Below are 20,207 nucleotides of genomic sequence, written 5' to 3'. Positions count from 1 at the left end.
TGTCTACAAAGATTTTGTTTTCATCAATTTATGCCTTATTTGATTCGCTAATAGAATAGCAGCTTTTTTTCAATTAATTACTGTTAAATTGAAAAGAAACGAAATTGATTAATAGTAGTCAAATCGTTTTTAATATAGTGTATTTTTATGAAAATAAGGAGTTTGTACATGTAATTTTGCATATATAAGCACAAATTCTTAAAATCCTTATATCATGATAGATGGTTTAATTTAAAATAATTTAGGTAATTGGTTAATTATTTATCTAAAATTAATAAAGGATTGATATAAAATGTCAATAATTAGCATAACAAAGTCCCAAGATAGTATAATGATTGCATGGCAATCAGCAGAGATTACCATCCCTTTAAAAGATATAATTACTATATCTACGAATGACGTTCCTTATAATAAGCTCGATCATGTTGTTTATATTGGAACTCCATCTTCCTCGAAGAATAGAATACTAGTACATACTACAAACTTAAACTTCATTATATTTGTTGTTAATCCATCTATAATCTTAGAAGAAATTAATATTGAGTAATACAGTTCTAATAAGAAGTGTAGAACGGCATGTAAGTCTAAACTAAAATCTCATTAACAAACGTTGATAAATAGACAGTAAATAAATTTTGTACTTTCTTCTCGAAATAGTTTAGAGATTCATGTCGTTTGTAAAAAGTCATGAAAGTAGGAACTGATTTTAAAGTGTAAAATGCTGAATTATCTACAGATACATTTCATTTAGTACCCATTTTCTTGTCCATATATCGAGACAAGAAAATGGGTACTTTTTTAAACTAAGACACCAAAGTGGGTACTTTGTAAAAATAGCAAATACTAATTAAATGTGAAGTTAAAATTCAATTCTTCATAAATAACAAAAGATATAAATTAATCCTGAATATAAATACTTTATCTTTCTTGTCCATCTGTTTGATTGGCTTGGAATTCCATTTTTAGAGCAATACTATCTCCTTGGAACACGTTTTGATCTGTTCCGTTGTCTTCAAATATAAACTTAATCCAAAACCAATCCATTTTCCCAGGTTTTAATCCTCCTGTTTCAGTCCACTTAGAATGAAATACTTTTTTGGAGGCAATCTCTGGGCTTTGTGATTTTAGTTCTGCAAGGGTTGTCTCGTATGCAGGGCTTTTTGCAGGATCCCAATCCCAAAGAAATTGTACTTTAATATGTTTACCGAAATCTTCTGTAGTGTTATTTTGTTTTAAATCGTTTACAGTATAGTCTATTTTCATCATGATATCTTTAATATCTAATGTACCACTATTTTTTAAATTGAATTTCTTTAATATTTTGTCCCCTGGTTTTAAATTTTCTAAGTTAAGTGAAGTAGTTGGTTGCATAGCTAAATCCAATGTACCTGCAGCAAATGAATTATTTGTCACCACTTGATCGCTAAAATATGCATATGTTCCCCCACCAATTAAAGATAAACCAAGAGCGGCTGAAACCACTCCAACACCTAATTTTTTTTTCAATGACATTTTTTGTTCCTCCCATATCATTTTTATAATCTTTCTCCCTAATCAACCGAAAAGGTCCCCTCAATACAGATATACCATAAATTGTGAAAAAATTATATTTAAAGCAGAAAATTCCTTATTGAGAAAATTATGTTATTATCTATCTTCTGTAAATTAAACGTCCCAAAAATAGAAAAGTTGGATTTATAATTATCAAAACCTCTGCCAAAAACAAATTAATATTAACTGCCCTTTATGATTAGAATTATTTATTGTCACTTTAGGAGTTATTTTGCACCGATTTTAAGCATTATTTTGCACTATAAATATGAAAAAGTCCAATTTCTCAGCATTAAAATGAGAAATTGGACTTTTATCGTTACTCCGAAAAAGCACCATCATTAGCTATCTATTATTTCAGTTCATAAAGGTTCCATAAAACTAACATTTATACTGCTAAAAACAACTCTTTGATATAAAGAAGATAGTTTTTTTATATTTACTTATAGTGAAAAATAACTCCTAAAGTAACAGTTATATAACTAACAGGTCGCCATGAAATTTCACCAGCAGCCCCTTAAATTAATCCTCGTAGACTGAAAAGAATACATCACTAAGAATCGCTTTTGCTTTCTTTAAGTTACGGGAATCCAGCTTCTTTAGCATCTCAATGACTTCGTTCATTTCCTCGGATACTGTCGTTTTGTAAGTGTCTATCTCTACTTTTTTATACAGATTTCTCTTACTGAGTGCGATTGATTTTTCGTCTGTCACCGTATGAATCCACGATGTGTGCAAAGTCTCTTGAAGGGCATTGATGAGGAATTGCAATTCCTCATCGTTATACCTTTGTAAGAAATGATTGACTCCAATATCAATTTGTTCATGCAAGGCTTGATGCAAACGGTTAATTTCTCTGCCTAATGGTGTGGTGCGGAACAGAACTTCTTTTTTATTATCAGGGATATATTCAAAATTAATGATTTGTTTATCTGCAAGTCTTCTTGTGATTTTAGAGACATTCCCTTTTGAAAAACCGAATTGCTTTGAAATAGTTATTCCGTTGACAGGCTCAAGCTGACTAATAGCGCTAAGCACATGCAACATCTTAACAGTCATATCTTTCATGAGCTCAGCAATAACAGGAGTAGGACTATTCTGAATGAGCCACTGTTTCTCTTCGTCATCTTCCCTTTGGAATTTATGTTGTAGATCGTTTACTGACACCATCAAAGCCTTTATTAAGCGATCCTTATTTTGCTTTCCTGAATAGTTGTTCATATTTTTCCCTCCGATGATGGTTAACCTAAAGTTAGTATATCTAAGTATATCAAGGTAAGGTGTATAAATAAAGTTTCCTTGAAACAATATTGACACAAGCAGAGAAGTTCTTGTATTATTGTTTCAAGGAAACTTATTGTTTCAACGAAATAATATATCTAGCTTCATTTTGAATCCAAAAGACAAGTAGCTGCATGCATATTATATATCACTGAGAGGAGATTAAACGATGATAAACATTGTACCTAATCCATCAAAAAGCAAGTCGTCGTTTCACTTTACCGAACAACTGGGTGTTGATGTACTTATTGCTGGGGCCGGTCCCACAGGATCCACATTGGCTGCGGATCTCCTACGACGCGGCCTTCGTGTCCGTATAGTTGATAAGTCCCCTCATGCTTTCAAGGGCTCCCGTGCTAAAGGAGTTCAACCACGGACTCAGGAAGTTTTCGAAGATCTCGGAATACTTGGTGAGGCACATAATGAAGGTGGCCCTTACCCACTTGTAGGACTTCATTTTGGACCGATTACCGTGCCATGGCGTATGCAAAGCCAGAATAATAAGACGCCCGACATACCTTATCCAAACATTTTGTTGCTGCCACAACATCGCACTGACGCTATCTTACATCGCCTGCTCGAACGTCAGGGGCTAAACATTGAGTTCGATACCGCAGTGGAAGGCTTCGAACAGGATGCTGACGGGGTGATGGTTACTCTCTCATCAGGAGAGCAGGTCCGTAGCAAGTATCTGGTCGGGGCCGACGGCGGTTCGAGTACGGTCCGGAAAGCGGCAGGAATTCGATTCGTCGGAGAAACGGATGACTCCGACCGCATGCTTATTATCGATGGGACAATTGACGAACTTTCGCGCAATCGCTGGCATATATGGCCTCGAACTCACGGCAAGTCGGTCGGAGCATGCCCGCTGCCCCACTCCAACCAGTTCCAAGTCATGATTAAGCTGTCACCAGACGAGACGCTGGACCTTGATGAAAACGCGTTAGCAGCCTATTTTTACAAGCTCACCGGTTTCAGGCTTTATAACATCACCTGGAAATCAGTTTTCCGGCCAAACGTTCGGCTCGCTGAGCATTATCGTGTAGGAAGAGTGTTCTTGGCTGGTGACGCTGCCCACGTCCACACTCCGGCTGGAGGCCAAGGACTCAACACTGGCGTCCAGGACGCGTATAATCTCGGTTGGAAACTCGGTCAGGTCATTGCCGGCACCTCAGACAGCCTCCTTGATAGTTACGAGGCCGAGCGGCAGCCGATTGCCGCCCGTGTTCTCGGCAAATCCAGCGAGCTGTATTCCGGTCTCAAGAAGTATCGTCTGTCCGGTCTCAAGCGAGGAGACGAGGAGCGACAGATCGGAATCACGTACCATGGCGGGCCTCTTGCATCAAATACCGCAGCTACTAAGACCTTGCATGTGGGCGACAGAGCACCGGACGCACCATGTATCGGTCCTGACGGGGTACGACGACTCTTTGATATATACCAAGGCCCCCATTTCACTCTGCTTGCCTTCGGAGCTAATGCCGCACAGGCAATGCCCAAGCTAGCTTGGGCAACCGCAGGTGCCGAATTGCGCAGCTACATCGTGGGCGACGAGGGTAGGGGCGACGTCAATTGCATTAATGACAGCACCAGAAAACTGACCAAAATCTACGGTATTACCAACGACACGTTAATATTAATCCGACCTGACGGTTACATTGGAAACATCATCACAACAAACTGGCGGGCAGCCTTTGAAAACATGACCAAAAAAATTACTCCGATGTAGATTTAAAATAAAATTGCGATGTTTTGAAAAAAGTGTAACCATCTGTAATTAATCAATCGGAATGATGGCTTGATTTTAACAAGAATCTTTTCGCATCAATGTTTGAACAAAATTTCTAATCAATCTTTTTTTATAAAAATCAAATTAGTAATTAGAATAGAGGCAACCATTTTGATCAAGTTTGGTTTAAAATGGTTGTTTTTCATTTACTATAAAATAAGGCTTCATCTAATATTTTTAATTGAATTTTAAAGCTACACTCAACGCGGTCCAATGCGATCCACTCAACCTAAGTAGCCTCACAGCTTCATTTCAAAACCCTTGATTGAAAATAAAGGTTGCTAATTTGTAAAAAAATTGATTAAAAATCCTGTATGATATGCAGGATTTTGTTGTTTCACAATCTGACCATTATCTTGAATAAGGACAGAGAATATTATTTAAAATATGATAATTACCAACACTAGATATATAATCATTGTATCAACGAAAGGAGGAAAAATAATGAAGCAAGTTACTCTTCATCAATGGCAGAAAGAACATAATAAAAGAATTGCAGAATTCCATAAAAAACATGAAATTAAAATACAACGAGGTGAAAATGGGAACGGTTTGTTAGCCAAATGGGAAAGATTTTTTTATAACAATGTAATTACTCCCCTAAAAAAGTAACGTAACGCCTGGTTTCCTTAACAAATTCCTTAGCATGTGTTTTTTGCTTTCATTGGTAGGACCAATGCATTAAGTGTTCCATAAAAGGGCGCGATTGTTGAAAAATGAACAGACGCTTTTTTACTAGGTGGAACCAAATAATTCTATAAATAATTAGATGTAAATAATTAAGAAACTCAGCTAATCTTTTGATGTGAAGGTAGCTGGGTTTTTAAAGTTGGATGTGCAAAATAACACTTAACATATATGCAAATTATCGATCAAAGTGACATATTTATTTCTTCAGGAGTATTCTAATACTTCAAAAGGTACGCCTTTTGAAGTGGTGGAATTTCTATAAAAATCAATGTGTCGAAAGGTTCGAGATAACATTTTGAAGGACTTCAAAAATACATAGACCTTTGAATCATATATGAATTGTCGGGAAAAAAGCTTTCCCTCAAACTAATGTAACTCCCATAATCCACTTAAAATCATTATCTTTATATGAATAAATTAGTAAGCATGATGGTATAGGTTATTAGGTAAGAATGGGAGTTTTTCACTCAAGATTAAATGGGTATAGTTCTTTAAATCTATAAAAATTTAGTTTAGATTTTCTTGTCTAAATGGTATGGAGTTTCATGTACTTGTACAACCGCATTTTGTTGATAAGACCCCAATTAGTTTCACTCAAACTACCCACCATAAAAGCAACATAATATATACATAAAATAAAAAAAGATTTATGAAAGACTTTTGTAACATTTGTGAAAGAGAAATGAAAGATTTTTAAACTAAGATGAACTTACTGATATTGATGTTATATCAGTCGTTAATAAAAAGTACAAGTAGAGAGTGAGGAACAGCATTGTGTTAAAGCAATCTGAACTAAATTCTACTAAGAGAGGAAAACAAAAATGAAAAAAAACTTTAAAACAATTAGAATTGGTAAGAAATTAATTCCTGCCACAGCTGCATTAGGTATTCTTTTTTCTTTAGCCCCTGTTGCAGAGAACAAAGCTAGCGCAGGTTTAGCCACGGTGTTGGATGTGACTATTACTTCATTAGGTATTGTAGCTGATATTTATGAAAAGCTTGGGATATCTGTAGGGGAGCCTGACTTATCTAATTACACTGGCCCCTATGCAGAGAATGTGTCTTACAGAGCTCCTAACTTTAAATCTGGGGAATTTAATATTTCTATGCATCATACGAAAGGAGATTCCAATTTCACTAGAACGATTAAAGTACTTTATCCAGATGGAAAAAGTGAGATGAAAGACTTAAAATCGGGGCAACAGCTTAAGATTACAGAACCCGGTACAATTGTAGATTTGAAACCCTTTGCAGAATCTGTATCAGAGCACGATCTTCTTTACATTACAAAGGCGCAATTGGATGAAGGAAAAACCGGGGTTGCGCTTAATCAAGGTATCACCATATACGTAGAAAAAACATCCGGTGAAAATAAAGTACTTGTTGACGAATTTTATAAGAAGAAATTTGGAGCAGATTCTCTTGACGGTTTTAAAGGATTAGGGGTGGACCGCTTTTCTTACTTAACAGATGAACAAAAGAAGGTAGCAACATTGACTTCACATCCAGTAGGTAGAGAAGTTCTTTCTAATTATGTTACGAATAATCCTAAAGCTCAAGCAGATTTTAATGACCGATCAACTAATGTATTTGCTGAGATTACCAATACCCTAGAGACACCTATTACACTACCAGATAGTATACTAAATCACGGTGAACCTTATAAAATTATCCCCTATAAAAAAGGGACCAATAAAGTATTGGTGAAAGCAGGGTCAAAATATCTTTCAGGGAGAGAAGACAATAGAGGGATCCAATATTCAGATTCGTTTGGTGCTGATGAATTGTTTGAACTTGTCTCAGCCCCCGCTTCATATAATAATAAATGGCAGTTTCATTTGGTAAACAAGAATGGAGTACGTCTGGCTGGTAATGCTTATGGTCATAAATTCGGTACAGATTGGAGTTACAAATCTGAAATTAGTTTCACTGCAATAAACAATGATGAAGTTAACAACTGGTTAATCGACTGGTACCCTGGTAAAGAACATGAGAAACAGAAATATGAAGGAGTAAAGTTCGAACATGATAAAAGTGATACCTCTATATGGACAGCATACGATTCCTCTGGAAAATTGATAACGAATAGTTGGGTAAACCGAAGTAATAGCTACTATTATACAGATGCTTCAGGAGTTCTCTTGAAGGGTTGGCAGGAAATTAAGGGCAATACGTATCATTTTAATCCGGCGTCTAACGAGATGGCGTTGCCAAATTCATCTAATGCACAGATTGAGGATAAGAACTATCACTTCAATGATTCTGGTGTTCTGCAACGATCAGCCTGGAAAGGTGAGCAATATTCTGATGCTTCTGGAGCGTTTGTTAAAGAAGGTCTGCAAGAAATAGAAGGTAAGCTTTACTACTTTAAAGATTTCAGTGTTAATAAAAATCAACTGCGTCTAGATGATCAACATGTCATTCTTCACTTTTCCGACAAAGGCGTACTTGAAAGAGCTACCGATCTGAATGGAAAAGCACTAAGTACTCCAACTACTGTAACTCTTAACGGCAAACAAGTGGCCTTCGAGCTAACAGGTTCTGTAATAAATCCAGGAGTCAGTGTAAAACTTGGTTCCCCCCTATCAATCCAATATTATAGCTTAGAGGATGGAGCTGTCTATTCAGGTTGGAAGGTAATCGATGGGAAAAATTATCATTTCGAAAAAGGCAAACACTCTACTTTCGATGGCCATCAAACCATTGACGGAAAAACTTACTATTTTAATAATGACGGACAAGCTCTGCTGACAGGGTTGCACCAAATAGAAGGTAAGCTTTACTATTATGACAATAAGGGTAAAATGCAAACGGGTTGGCAAGAAATCAATGGTAAATGGTATTATTTCGATGATTCTGGAGCAGCTAAGAAAGGATGGTTCAATGTTGGTGGTGGGTACCATTTCCCTTATTTCGGATACTTTACTTATTATGCCAAAGAAGATGGCTCAATTTATCAAAACGCTACAGTTGAACTTAATGGAAAGACTTATAAATTTGACAGTCATGGACACAAAGGTTATTAATGATCCAAAGAGAGTCTATTTTTTATAAATATGATTTTCCAAATGAAATCCCTCAACCTAATTATTTCTGCTGAGTTTATCTTAAAACTTGAGAATACAACTTCACCAGGTATGAATCATCAGCGGAAGTTAGAAAGTATTAAGTAAAGAATGATGCTATATATGTACCTCCTGTCCATATGGATAGGAGGTACATATATAGGCTTTTAAATATAACAAATCTTTCTATACAATTGTTACCTCTATTCCATGCGCCACAAACTAAACACCCCCCCGTAATTATTCTTTTAGGATGGTACATAAACAGAACTTATCTAGTCATACAAGTAGCAAAATGTTAAAATGACCATCTGTATTATAGAATCACTTTTAATAATTTTTAGTGAATATAAGACCAGGGCAATGGATTCTAACCTAGCAGTACTGTCAGTTATAGCAACTGTATATCCAGATTCCATAGATTTATTAGATTAAAGTAAATAAGAGAAACATTTCTTTTGTGATTGGTAAAAAAGAAGAGAGGATTATATATGAAAAAAAGAATTTTAATCGTAGAAGATGAAGAAAACATTCGAGAAGTATGCAAACGGTACCTAGAGAGAGAAGGATATGAAGTATATACAGCTATCAATGGAATGGAAGGCTGGGATGTATTTCATCAATATCAACCAGATTTGATTATTTTAGATTTGATGATGCCCAAAAAAGATGGATGGGAATTATGCGAGGAAATTCGTCAACAATCAAATGTTCCTATTATTATGTTAACTGCTAAGGGAGAGGAAAGAAATCGAATTTTAGGCTTAACAATGGGTGCAGATGATTATGTAACAAAACCATTTTCACCTCGTGAATTAGTATTAAGGGTTCAAATTATATTAAGAAGAGGCAGCCAGGTAACGATACAAGCAAAAGAATATCTATCAGAAGTGATAGAATTTCCAGATTTAAAAATTTATCCAAAGACAAGGTGTGTACTCGTTTGTGAAAATAACGTGGAATTAACTGTGAAAGAATTCGAGGTACTTTATGTCATGGCACAGCATCCAAAACAAGTGTTTTCCCGTTCGCAACTTCTTGAACTTATTTGGGATTTTGAACATGAAGGGGGTACAAACACAGTAACCGTGTTAGTGAGTCGTTTACGTGACAAGCTGGAAAAGCATACGACAAAGAATCGTTGGATTCATACGGTTTGGGGAATAGGATATCGCTTTGAGCCAAATGGAGGAAATGAAGCATGAGTTTACGTATTCAATTGTTATTGATGAATTTATTAAGTACCAGTATCTTGGTAATTGCTATATGGTATAGTGAAACGCAAATGTTACTTGAACCAGAACAAACACGGCTATTAACAGTAATTGCGGTTGTCGGACTGATTATTTCAACGTTTATTTACTGGTTAATGACACGCCCTATCATGAGGTCCATTCAAAATTTAATTGAACTAACGAAACAATTTAGCGATAGACAATTTGAAACGATGTACATAATTGGAAAAGAACCACGGGAGTTTAAAGAATTAACAACAGCCTTTCAACGGATGGCTAAAAATTTAGAAGAAGGGTTTACTAAGTTAGAAGAAGGGGAAAAGGCACGTAAGGAGCTGATTACGAATATTTCACACGACTTACGAACGCCTATGGCTAGCATACAATTGATGATAGAAGCATTACAAGATAACTTAATTGAAGATCCTGAAACGAGAAAGCAGTACTTAGAGACGACCTTAAAAGAAATAAATCGATTAAGTGGATTAATTAATGACTTATTTGACCTTTCAAAGTTAGAAATTGGACAAGTAGATTTTCATCCAAGTTTTACACATATGGACAAAATTCTTTTAGATGTACTAGAGTCACATTCTTTCTTATTAGCAAACAAACAGATCGATTTACAATTGCAGGTTCCTGATACATTACCTCGACTTTTAATTATGCCGTGTAAAATAGCACGGGTCATCAGTAATTTGTTAGATAATGCGATTCGGTATTCCCCTGTTTCTGGAACAATCGAATTGATTGTAAAGGAAAATAAAAAAAAGCAACAAGTCCAATTCATTTTGCGCGATGAAGGAGAAGGAATTACTCCAAATGACCAATTACGCATATTTGAGCGTTTTTTTAGAACGGATAAATCAAGAAGTTCACAATCTGGTGGATCCGGACTCGGATTAGCCATTGCAAAATCATTGATTGAAATGCATAAAGGAGAAATTGGTGTGAGAAATCGCTTAGATGGCAAACAGGGAAGTGAATTTTGGTTTACTCTTCCCATCACATCAGAAAAAAATAAGACCGCTGAAAGACTTTTGTAATACTTATATTATAGAAATGAAAGACTTCCTTGTTAACATACTACTATACAGTATGTTACAGGAGGTTTTTTATTTTATGAAAAGAAAACATGTATTGATTATAGGAGGTTTTATAATTGTCGGAGGAATTTTATGGTCTTTGTTCCGCCCCGAGAAATTATTTATTGATAAGCAAGTGAATGAAGCATTGCCACAAACAGAAATACAATCAAACGAAACAAAACAACAACAAGAACAAGAACGAGTAATAAGTGAAGGTCAGTTTCAAAATGGTGTCCATGAAACAACTGGAACAGCAACAATCCATCAATTAGCGAATGGAAAACGTATTTTACGACTTTCCAATTTTTCAACTTCTAACGGGCCAGATGTTCGAGTTGTATTAGTTCCTACGAATCGTTTGAAAGATAATGAAGACGTTAACAACCATCGGTATATTGAATTAGGAAAGTTAAAGGGAAACAAAGGAGACCAAAACTATGAAATTCCTGAAGGGATAGATATAAGTACATATGGTTCGGTTTCTATATGGTGTAAGAGATTTAATGAAAACTTTGGTGCGGCTTATTTTGAAAAGTAAGAAAGAACATAAAAATGTGGGGTGTGTACATGCCCCATCGCTATCAAGCTAACGAAAAAAATAGGTCTGCCCCATTTGAATTGACAAATGGGGGGCAGACCACTGTATGGTGACCTCTATGTAATTAGTTTTTTTTATCCAACTTTTCTTTTGCTTTTTTAGGTATATCTTCAGGTTTTACTTCTTCATATCTATCAATTCCATAATAAGCTTCATCTTTATATTTCCCACCTACTTCAACACGGAGATATGCATTCACCCGCAATTTTTTCATTCTCATATGCATTATACGCTTTCAATGTATACCAAGTGTCTTTAACTTTTGTACCATCATCAACTTCAGTCGTTTTTTCTTGCCCATCTCCATTAATTTGAACATAATATTCTGATGTCATCCAGCTTTTAATACCAAATGAATCTTCTTTATCAGCAATACTCCACGCAATAATTCCCACCAAAAAAATCGATACGATTGCTATTATTTTTTTCATTGTTCACCTTTAACATTCTTTCAGTTTTGATATTTTATATACTATTACTGATACTAAAACGAAAGTATCTATTTACATCCATTGACCTCTAACTTTCACATACGTCTCATCAACTCACCAAGAATCATTGGTTGGTTTAAACTGACGCCATACTCTCTCATTTAATTCAAGACTATACTGATGAATCTAGCGCATGATGGTCGTATGAGCAATATATCATCCAATTGAACTACCCCCACTTTCACTTCGTTTAGAAGTGAAAGTGGGGGATTCCTAAGTAAAGAGTTCTATCGAACTCTAATTTATTAGGCTATCTCCGCAGTCCTTGCGGTTAGAAGTCTTATCGCTTCATTCTTTAGATTGATACTTGCGTTAATATCCCTATCATGATGTGTACTACAAGAAGGGCAGTCCCATTTACGTAGGTTTAGATTTTTAACGTCTTTGTTTTGATATCCACAACAAGAACATAATTGGCTTGAAGCAAATGTTTTCGATACGACAATGACTTGTTTGCCGTACCATTTTGCTTTATATTCCAACATGGTTCGAAACTGTGACCATGATACCTCACTAATTGCTTTTGCTAACTTATGATTTTTTAACATATTCGATACTTGCAAATCTTCTATACCGATAACATCGTGGTTTTTGATGATTTCAGTTGAGATTTTGTCCAAGTAATCTTTTCTAGAATTCATTATATATTCATGAATTCTAGCTACCTTAATTCTTTGTTTATTCCAGCGAGAAGATCCTTTCATTCTTCTAGAAAGAACACGCTGTACTTTTGCCAACTTCTCTTCTAACGATCGAAAAAACTTCGGGTTTTTATAGGTTGTTCCATCTGACAAAATCGCGAAGTCTTTTAGCCCTACATCCATTCCAATGTAAGAAAGTGTTTTCGGGAGTTCTTGCACTTCTGTTTCCACTAACAATGACACAAAGTATCTACCAGAAGGGTTCCTTCTAACCGTAGCATTTAAAATACGTCCCTTTACTTCACGACTTTTGGCAAATCGAACAAGACCTAGTTTTGGCAGTTTAATTTTGGTTCCTACAACGGCAATATTTTCATTTGTTTGTTTTGTGGTGTAAGATTGTACGTTGTTCTTCTTAGATTTGAAACGTGGGGAACTGTTTTGTTTTTTGAAAAAACGTGTATAAGCATCCGCAAGGTTGCGAACAGACGACTGAATAGCAATACTATCCACTTCTTTTAGCCAAACAAACTCTTTCTTCATGGCAGGAAGTTTGGCAGAGCATGTACCATATGTCAAACCTTTTCCTGTTTCTTTGTATGCATTATCCCATAGAGATAGGAAATGATTGAATACAAAATGAGAACAACCAATCGTTTTATTGATTAGAGTCGTTTGTGCTTTATTTGGATAGATACGAAATTTAAATGCTTTATTGATAATCATAAGTTTCACCTCCATTTCGATATATATCTATTATATACCGAACGTATATTCGGCATATAGTAAAATGATCATGACAATTTGTCAAGTAACACTTTACTACCTGTCGAACAATTAAGATGGCTCTTGCCATCCCTTGTCCGAAGCCAATTCATCTCCCACCTACTCACTAGGCTGTGGCCCTTCACGTTCCTTGAGGAAGGAGTCTTCTTGGCTAAAATGATAAAAGGAATCAAAAATACTACCACATTTAATATTATCCCGATCTTTGCTCCAGTATTTTTATCTACTATATGAGACAAAATGGCTAAGAGAAATCCAATTGGACAAAGAAATATAGGTAAAAAAATAGAGAGTCCTGGAAGTACAGTTAGAGTAAGTTTGTATATAAAGTTAACATTGAATACAATCAATAAAACTGGTATTAAAATCGATATAAATGTACCTATCCTATTTTTCCCCACCATAATACCCTCTTTTTTAATTAAAATCATATATATTTATGGTTCTGGCCCAAATATATGAAGAAGAACACGGATACTAGTAGATTCCTAGCGGAATCGTATTTTATACTATAAGGACAAACACTTTAACCGGTTCCCTGTACGTTATGTTAATCCAATAAAAAGATAAATGGCAGTTCCCCAGATAAATAGGGCGGAGCATTTGTTGAATATGTTCATTAAACCTCCTGTACCATCTAGTTTCTTCATGACTGTACCTGCGAGCGTTAATCCAAAGAACCAAATCCAAGATACTGTAATACATGTGATTGTAAAAATAACTTGTTCCGTTCCGACATATTTTAATGCACTTGTCCCAATAACACCAACTATATCTAAGAGGGCATGTGGGTTTAATAAAGAAACCGATAAAGAAAAGATGATTTGTTGACGGATTGGTAATGCTTTATTCGTTTTATTTGTAGTTGACTCAGACCTCCAAATAACGTATCCCATGTAAAGTAAAAACAAAATTCCAGCAATCATTAGGCTAAGTCGTAGCCATTCAAATTGTAAAACGATAGTAGATAATAGACTCAATAAAAATGTGGCACAGTATTTTTATTTAATTCAAACTCTTCTTCATGCATTACTATACTTGTAATGCTCACTTTTTTTAAAGTATGTAACTTAATTTAAGAATTCAAATTATAAATAAAGTGTACAGCGCGAAAAATCCACCCCTGAAAAAACGTTTATTTTCTTGTTTACAAACAAGAGGGCATAGGAGTAATATATTGTACATAAATTCATATCACTATTCGCTGAATCCATATGGAGCGGGGGAACCAAATTTTGTGCGATTGCACTTGGGGTGAATCCTTCTTAAATGAAGGTAGGGCTACTCTCAAGGCCCGAATCCGACAGCTAACCTCGTAAGCGTTTCGAGAGGGGATACTATGGTGACTTTTAAAAACACTGGGTGAACTTTGGTGTCTTTTTTTATACTCTTTTTCTGGAAAATAATTCAAAAAAGGATGAGACACTTGAAAGAGACACCCATAAAAACGAAAAATCCACTTTTTTCTTTCCCTTCTAATTCCCAGCCTTCTGAATTAAGAAGAGAATTAGGGATGAGACATTTAACAATGATTTCTATAGGTGGAAGCATTGGGACTGGGTTATTTATAGCAAGCGGAAATACGATTCATACAGCAGGACCTGGTGGAGCAATTATAGCTTATTTGTTGATGGGGTGTATTGTTTACCTGTTGATGACCAGCTTGGGAGAGATGGCAGCGTATATGCCTACATCTGGTTCTTTTAGTACGTATGCTTCTAAATTTGTAGATCCTGCATTTGGTTTTGCGATTGGTTGGAATTACTGGTTTAGCTGGACTATTACTCTTGCAGTTGAAATTTCATCAGGAGCTATTCTTATGAAATATTGGTTTCCATACAGTCCATCTATTCTTTGGAGTGCGTTATTCATCCTGTTTATGTTTGGAATTAATATTCTTTCAGTGAAACATTATGGAGAAATGGAGTTTTGGCTTTCACTTGTAAAAGTTATTACTATAGTCGTGTTTATTATGTTAGGAATAGCCACGATATTTGGAATTTTCAAAGGAAATCCCATTGGATTTCACAATCTAACAATTGGAGATGCACCCTTTCATGGAGGTTTTCTTTCTATTTTTAGTGTGTTTATGATTGCGGGGTTTTCCTTTCAAGGTACAGAAATGGTCGGAATTGTAGCTGGAGAAAGTAAAGCTCCTGAAAAGCATATTCCAAAAGCTGTGCGGCAAATCTTTTGGAGAATTCTCTTATTTTACATACTTACCATTTGCGTAATTGGAGTCATAGTTCCCTACACAGATCCGAATCTAGTTAACAATGATATTAGTAATATTACAATGAGTCCCTTCACACTAGTATTTGAGAAAATTGGATTCGCATTTGCAGCTTCTATTATGAATGCAGTTATCTTGGTATCAGTTCTATCAGCTGGTAATTCTGGAATGTATGTTGCAACCCGAATGTTATGGGTAATGGCAAGAGAAGGGAAAGCTCCAAAGTGTTTAAAAAAAGTAAATAAACAAGGTGTTCCTATTAATGCATTACTTATGACAACGGCTGTGGCAATCGTAGCGTTTGCAGCTTCTTTATTTGGAGAAGGGCAAGCGTTTATATGGCTTTTGAATGCTTCGGGACTTTGTGGATTTATTGCATGGTTAGGGATTGCTATAAGCCATTATCGTTTTCGACAGGCTTTTTTACATCAAGGAAAGAATTTAAATAAGCTCCCGTATCAAGCAAAGTGGTATCCTATCGGTCCTATTTTAGCTTTTGTAATATGTACTATTATTATTTTAGGACAGAATTATTCAGTCATTATAGGGTCACATGTCGATTGGTATGAAGTACTTGCTACTTATATTGGTTTACTGCTGTTTCTTGTATTTTGGTTCGGCTATAAAATTATAAAAAAAACAAAGGTGATTCCATTACAACAAGTCAATTTAGAGCATGATGATCATTAAGGATGGAAATTAAGGAGACAGAAATATGGAACTAGACATTCTACTCAGGTTACTTGTAGCAATACTTGTTGGAGCAATAATTGGTTTAGAACGTCAATGGCACAATTGCATTGCTGGATTACGTACAAATGTACTTGTTTCCGTTGGTGCTGCACTTTTTGTACTATTAAGTGTACTCACTCCAACTGATAATACACCTACAAGAATAGCTTCTCAAATTGTAAGCGGGATTGGTTTTTTAGGTGCTGGAGTTATTATGAAAGATGGATTGACAGTTCGAGGACTGGATACCGCAGCAACCTTATGGTGTTCTGCGGCTGTAGGAACATTAGCAGGTAGCGGCTATTTACTTATAGCTATAACAGGAACCATTCTTATTGTCAGCATAAATAGTTTACTAAGACCTGTTTCAAAATGGGTTTCCGAAAAATCTGAAAAAGGTTTTAAATATTCCCAACAAGTTACCGCTCTCTCTTATAGAGTAAAACATAAATCATCAGAGAAAAAAGATTGTTAAAGAGAAGCTAATTTTAACGAATTCCCCGAAAGAATTCTCCTTCCTCAAGCGTGTGAAGGGCGTAGCCCAGCGGTAGATGGGAGATGAATTTCGGTTTGGCATAGCCAAAAACTTTTGATAAACTAGCTATATGAAGTTCTTTGATAACTTGATATATGAGGTTGCAGGAAGAAAATAGAGTGCGAAAACCAAGTCATTCGGTTCCTGCGTAAAATATCAACCGTACCAAAAGAGCGTCCAAGCGTTGGACATCTAGGGGTGGAACACCCCGAAGTAACGCTCAGGGAGACGAAAGGGTACTTTCGTCGTGGAATTGAGAAGCTCCCACTTCAAGCTTTGCTAAGTGGCGAGTAGTTCACGAACGTTATCAATAATAATAAAAGAGACCTATTCCAGATGGGCAAATAGAGAAATAATTAGTGGGCAATTTATTCAATATTTGAACTGATGAAAAATACTTTCTACAAAGTAATCAAAGAACAATTACAGTCATCAAGCCAATTTCAAGATCTAATTTCAATTTTCAAAAACGTTGAAAAATATTTTTTAAGAAAATGAGTTATTTCATAAAAAATTATGCAAAACAAAAAGGAACCATAGCCGGTTCCTTTTTGTTTTATTCCTTTCAAAAGGTAAACCTTTTCGAACGCACGTTTAGTTCAATAAAGCCCGTCCCGTTTCGATTCCCTGGCCTATAACTTGAATTGGTACTCATTTATGTTAACCAAAATGAATATCTATTGTTGTAACTATATTAACTAGGGAGGAATCTTCATGGGATACTTTGTTACCGTAGAGTCAGGTGTGAATTTATATGTAGAAGATATTAACCCTGGGAGAAATAAGACCCTCGTATTTTTACATGGCTGGCCGTTAAGCCATAAACAGTTTGAATATCAGTTTAATATTCTTCCTACTATGGGCTATCGCTGTATTGGTATAGACTGGAGGGGATTTGGCAATTCGGATAAACCAATGAGCGGCTATACTTTTAACAGACTTGCAGATGATATCCGCACAGTAGTTGCTACACTTCAAATAAACAATTTTACTCTTGTGGGTCACTCTACCGGTGGGTCTATCGCAATTCGATATATGTCTCGTCACAATGGTTTTAGGGTATCAAAGCTTGTTCTTATTGATGCGGCCGCTCCAACTGGATTTACCGCAGAAACTGCTAATAACTATCTTAAAGAAACCTTAAATGATCGACCTAAAATGATGCAGGACGTAACAGATGGCTTTTTCTTTCAGTATATAACTAAACCATTTTCGGACTGGTTTTTGCAAATGGGACTACAAGCAGCAAGTTGGTCGACAGCTGCTATTATAACTGCATTAAGAGATGAGAAGCTACATGCGGATCTTCCGAAAATTAATGTTCCTACTTTAATCGTTCACGGCATTCATGACAAAGTTATTCCCTTTGCACAAGCTCAAGAACTAAATGAAAAAATAAGAAATTCACAGCTTGTTCCGTTTCAATATAGTGGTCATGGCCTTTTCTGGGAAGAACGCGAGAAATTTAACCAACTATTGGCACAATTTATTTAGTTAAAACTTTGACCTAAATTCAAAAAAACGGAGGGACGATAGCGTAATAATCGAGTACGCTTTACGGACAGTAAAATATTTGCTGTAATTGGGGCACGGAAACGATTTAGGGAATGAGGTGCCACTCTGGGATTTACTTACAGAATGATTTGAGGAATGCTCTGACATATCTAAATCTTACCCATTTAAATTTATAAAAGAAGAGTCCATTTTGGATTCTTCTTTTTATATACTACAAAAGGTACACTTTTCTAGTTTGAGATTAATTGGAAAATTATATTTCATTACAACTATAAATTCATCGAAAAATAGTAAATTATATTCCGATTTAAATGCTAATTAATAAGTAAGAATGCACCATTCTTCTCTATTTACCCAAACTCACATTTTTTTGTGATTTATTATGATATAGAAATATGTATTCTATAACCTATTCGAAGCGCTAAGTTTTTTAGGAAATATAGTGTGATATTGCTATAATTAAATTATTAATATATTTTAGGGGGGAACTCAATTTGAAGAAAACATTAATTGTTGGAGCATTATGTTTATCACTCGCTTCCTTATCTGCTTGTGGCGATGGCAGTGAGAAATCATCAACTGTAGCGAACAAAAATGAGATTATTATACATATACCTAAAGAAAAATCTAGAAACCTAGAACGATTTGATATATTTTCTCAAAATGTAAAAGATAAGAAAAATGATGAAATACAAATTAAGAATTATTTAACTGATGAGGAAGCAAAAGTACCAACTTTACAAACTGTAACTTATAAAGACGAAAAATTCACTTTTACTTACAAGTACAAATCTAACTATAGAAAAGATATATGTAATAAACTAGTTACTCCACAAGAAACGCATGGTCTAGTATATATGCTCAGAGATTGCGCACAGTCAGAAGATGGTATTATACTTCATTATACAGCGAAGGATGGTGAAGGAGTAAACTCCATAGAAAATAAATCTATTGAATTTATTGAAGTTGAGGGGGATAAGACTTACATATTCGTAAAGCAATTTGATGTTGGAGCATTCGTAAGTGCTATCGAAACTACAAACTTTGATACACCTTCAAATGCATCTAGTACACAAAAGCCAAATTTCAAAGTAAATGTTCACTTTTTAAGCGGAACAATTCAAACATACTATTTGTGGATTGACAAAGAGAAATCACAAGGAATAATTATGGATTCAGAACAAACAAACCAAGGACATGAAATCGATAAAATATTTGTAGATAACATCATAAAAGCGTTAAATTAAAACAACATATTTTAATGCGCCTCGTTAAGATGCACTTTTTAGATGATTACATGAACTCCATTACTACGTTAAAAATTGACCGCCATCACAGGCGGTTTTCTTATACTCTGCAATCCTTCGAACCCCACCAGTCGTCCAACACATTCTTCTTCAAGTACAGAAAGCATATTTTCAGTCTAAAACTATTTTTTAATAGTCTAATACTTTTCTCTATAGTCTAAAACATTTTTTAATCAAACAGTTAATAATTATCATTCTCAAAAATTAACAAATATGATATTATTTTCTTTAAGCGATGTTTCTTAAAAGTAAATGGTAGTTCAAGTTAGGGGAAGGGCACTCATACGGGTGCCTTTTTTTTAGAAATCATTAAAGGAGAGTGCAACATGACTATTATCAACTTGGATACTTTTCGAACACAAAAAGAAAAACAAATGGTGACGGTACCAATCATTGAACGGATATACAAAGAAGATGGCGAAGTTAAGATTGAAGTATCTGGGGAACAAGAAGTTTCTAAAGCCTGGCTAAACAGACACGATAAGAAAGTATAATATGTTACTAAAGAAAAAGGGTTCTGGTGCAAAAACTCTAAAGCTCTTGCAAGTAATCTCCTACACTTGGACATACTATCAGTATATCCAAGTGTAGAAGATTACTTACGAGAGTCTGTTAGTTTTTGCACCAGAACCGAAAAAAGGATAGTCTTGTTTTTTCGGGGGATGGGCAA

General features: G+C 35.3%; 16 protein-coding genes, 3 pseudogenes and 1 riboswitch. Of the genes and pseudogenes, 12 read left to right on the top strand and 7 right to left on the bottom strand.

All coding sequences use genetic code 11. The features are described 5' to 3' along the window. Positions 1 to 292: 292 nt before the first annotated feature. Complete coding sequence (locus MHH59_RS29535) at positions 293 to 547, top strand: SunI/YnzG family protein (RefSeq protein ID WP_033728921.1); 255 nt, start codon at positions 293 to 295, stop codon at positions 545 to 547. 371 nt (positions 548 to 918) lie between these two features. Here the strand turns inward: MHH59_RS29535 and MHH59_RS29530 are convergent, their stop codons facing one another. Together MHH59_RS29530 and MHH59_RS29525 are read right to left on the bottom strand one after the other, a co-directional pair. After that, on the bottom strand, positions 919 to 1,512 hold the full coding sequence (locus MHH59_RS29530) for a TasA family protein (protein WP_033707526.1): 594 nt from the start codon (positions 1,510 to 1,512) through the stop codon (positions 919 to 921). 561 nt (positions 1,513 to 2,073) lie between these two features. Continuing rightward, entirely contained in the window at positions 2,074 to 2,772 is a 699-nt protein-coding gene (locus tag MHH59_RS29525; RefSeq protein WP_201055244.1) for a MarR family transcriptional regulator, read from the bottom strand. A 229-nt stretch (positions 2,773 to 3,001) separates the two neighbouring features. Here MHH59_RS29525 and MHH59_RS29520 point away from each other — a divergent pair, with 229 nt between their 5' ends. The 6 genes from MHH59_RS29520 to MHH59_RS29495 all read left to right on the top strand — a co-directional run bounded on the left by MHH59_RS29520 (position 3,002) and on the right by MHH59_RS29495 (position 11,237). Continuing rightward, complete coding sequence (locus MHH59_RS29520) at positions 3,002 to 4,561, top strand: FAD-dependent monooxygenase (protein ID WP_201055240.1); 1,560 nt, start codon at positions 3,002 to 3,004, stop codon at positions 4,559 to 4,561. Positions 4,562 to 5,065: 504 nt separating this feature from the next. Continuing rightward, positions 5,066 to 5,233 carry a hypothetical protein gene (locus tag MHH59_RS29515; protein ID WP_201055239.1) on the top strand — a complete coding sequence of 56 codons (168 nt, stop codon included), beginning with the start codon at positions 5,066 to 5,068 and terminating at the stop codon, positions 5,231 to 5,233. 899 nt (positions 5,234 to 6,132) lie between these two features. Further along, positions 6,133 to 8,337 (top strand): N-acetylmuramoyl-L-alanine amidase family protein, encoded by a 2,205-nt coding sequence (locus MHH59_RS29510; RefSeq protein WP_340853548.1) that lies wholly within the window; start codon positions 6,133 to 6,135, stop codon positions 8,335 to 8,337. A 530-nt stretch (positions 8,338 to 8,867) separates the two neighbouring features. Next, positions 8,868 to 9,581: a response regulator transcription factor gene (locus MHH59_RS29505; protein WP_033728919.1), complete on the top strand. Its 714-nt coding sequence runs from the start codon at positions 8,868 to 8,870 to the stop codon at positions 9,579 to 9,581. Beyond that, the gene (locus MHH59_RS29500; protein ID WP_033728918.1) at positions 9,578 to 10,657 is read left to right on the top strand and encodes a sensor histidine kinase; all 1,080 of its coding nucleotides are present in this window, start codon (positions 9,578 to 9,580) and stop codon (positions 10,655 to 10,657) included. The genes MHH59_RS29505 and MHH59_RS29500 overlap by 4 nt, the downstream gene beginning before the upstream one ends. 76 nt (positions 10,658 to 10,733) lie before the next feature. After that, on the top strand, positions 10,734 to 11,237 hold the full coding sequence (locus MHH59_RS29495; RefSeq protein ID WP_061675672.1) for a DM13 domain-containing protein: 504 nt from the start codon (positions 10,734 to 10,736) through the stop codon (positions 11,235 to 11,237). 236 nt (positions 11,238 to 11,473) lie between these two features. Here the strand turns inward: MHH59_RS29495 and MHH59_RS29490 are convergent, their stop codons facing one another. The 5 genes and pseudogenes from MHH59_RS29490 to MHH59_RS29470 all read right to left on the bottom strand — a co-directional run. Continuing rightward, positions 11,474 to 11,728 (bottom strand): DUF1093 domain-containing protein, encoded by a 255-nt coding sequence (locus MHH59_RS29490; protein ID WP_061675670.1) that lies wholly within the window; start codon positions 11,726 to 11,728, stop codon positions 11,474 to 11,476. Between the two features lie 117 nt (positions 11,729 to 11,845). Next, positions 11,846 to 11,941: pseudogene (locus tag MHH59_RS29485) on the bottom strand (IS6 family transposase); the annotation flags it as partial. A 92-nt stretch (positions 11,942 to 12,033) separates the two neighbouring features. Beyond that, positions 12,034 to 13,155: an IS200/IS605 family element RNA-guided endonuclease TnpB gene (tnpB, locus tag MHH59_RS29480; RefSeq protein WP_340853547.1), complete on the bottom strand. Its 1,122-nt coding sequence runs from the start codon at positions 13,153 to 13,155 to the stop codon at positions 12,034 to 12,036. Between the two features lie 218 nt (positions 13,156 to 13,373). After that, a pseudogene (locus MHH59_RS29475) lies at positions 13,374 to 13,619 on the bottom strand (hypothetical protein); the annotation flags it as partial. Positions 13,620 to 13,760: 141 nt separating this feature from the next. After that, positions 13,761 to 14,210 (bottom strand): annotated as a pseudogene (locus MHH59_RS29470) (LysE/ArgO family amino acid transporter); the annotation flags it as partial. Positions 14,211 to 14,407: 197 nt separating this feature from the next. Beyond that, a riboswitch (cyclic di-AMP (ydaO/yuaA leader) is annotated at positions 14,408 to 14,553 on the top strand. An 88-nt stretch (positions 14,554 to 14,641) separates the two neighbouring features. Between MHH59_RS29470 and MHH59_RS29465 the strand changes: the two are divergent. From MHH59_RS29465 to MHH59_RS29445, 5 genes are all read left to right on the top strand, one after another. Further along, a complete protein-coding gene (locus tag MHH59_RS29465) occupies positions 14,642 to 16,138 on the top strand; it encodes an amino acid permease (RefSeq protein ID WP_080448148.1) in 1,497 nt (498 codons plus the stop codon). Between the two features lie 25 nt (positions 16,139 to 16,163). Then, the gene (locus MHH59_RS29460) at positions 16,164 to 16,655 is read left to right on the top strand and encodes an MgtC/SapB family protein (protein WP_016127973.1); all 492 of its coding nucleotides are present in this window, start codon (positions 16,164 to 16,166) and stop codon (positions 16,653 to 16,655) included. A 774-nt stretch (positions 16,656 to 17,429) separates the two neighbouring features. Next, positions 17,430 to 18,209, top strand: coding sequence for an alpha/beta fold hydrolase (locus MHH59_RS29455; RefSeq protein WP_340853544.1), 780 nt, complete (start codon positions 17,430 to 17,432; stop codon positions 18,207 to 18,209). 515 nt (positions 18,210 to 18,724) lie between these two features. Further along, the gene (locus MHH59_RS29450) at positions 18,725 to 19,477 is read left to right on the top strand and encodes a DUF4362 domain-containing protein (RefSeq protein ID WP_340853542.1); all 753 of its coding nucleotides are present in this window, start codon (positions 18,725 to 18,727) and stop codon (positions 19,475 to 19,477) included. Positions 19,478 to 19,863: 386 nt separating this feature from the next. Beyond that, positions 19,864 to 20,031 carry a hypothetical protein gene (locus MHH59_RS29445; protein WP_186317327.1) on the top strand — a complete coding sequence of 56 codons (168 nt, stop codon included), beginning with the start codon at positions 19,864 to 19,866 and terminating at the stop codon, positions 20,029 to 20,031. Positions 20,032 to 20,207 lie beyond the last annotated feature (176 nt).

The sequence above is a fragment of the Bacillus sp. FSL E2-0195 genome, from assembly GCF_038003645.1.
GTDB classification, from domain to species: domain Bacteria; phylum Bacillota; class Bacilli; order Bacillales; family Bacillaceae_G; genus Bacillus_A; species Bacillus_A mycoides.
Note: the sequence above shows the minus strand (reverse complement) of the source record. Positions and strands in the feature narration are given on the sequence as shown.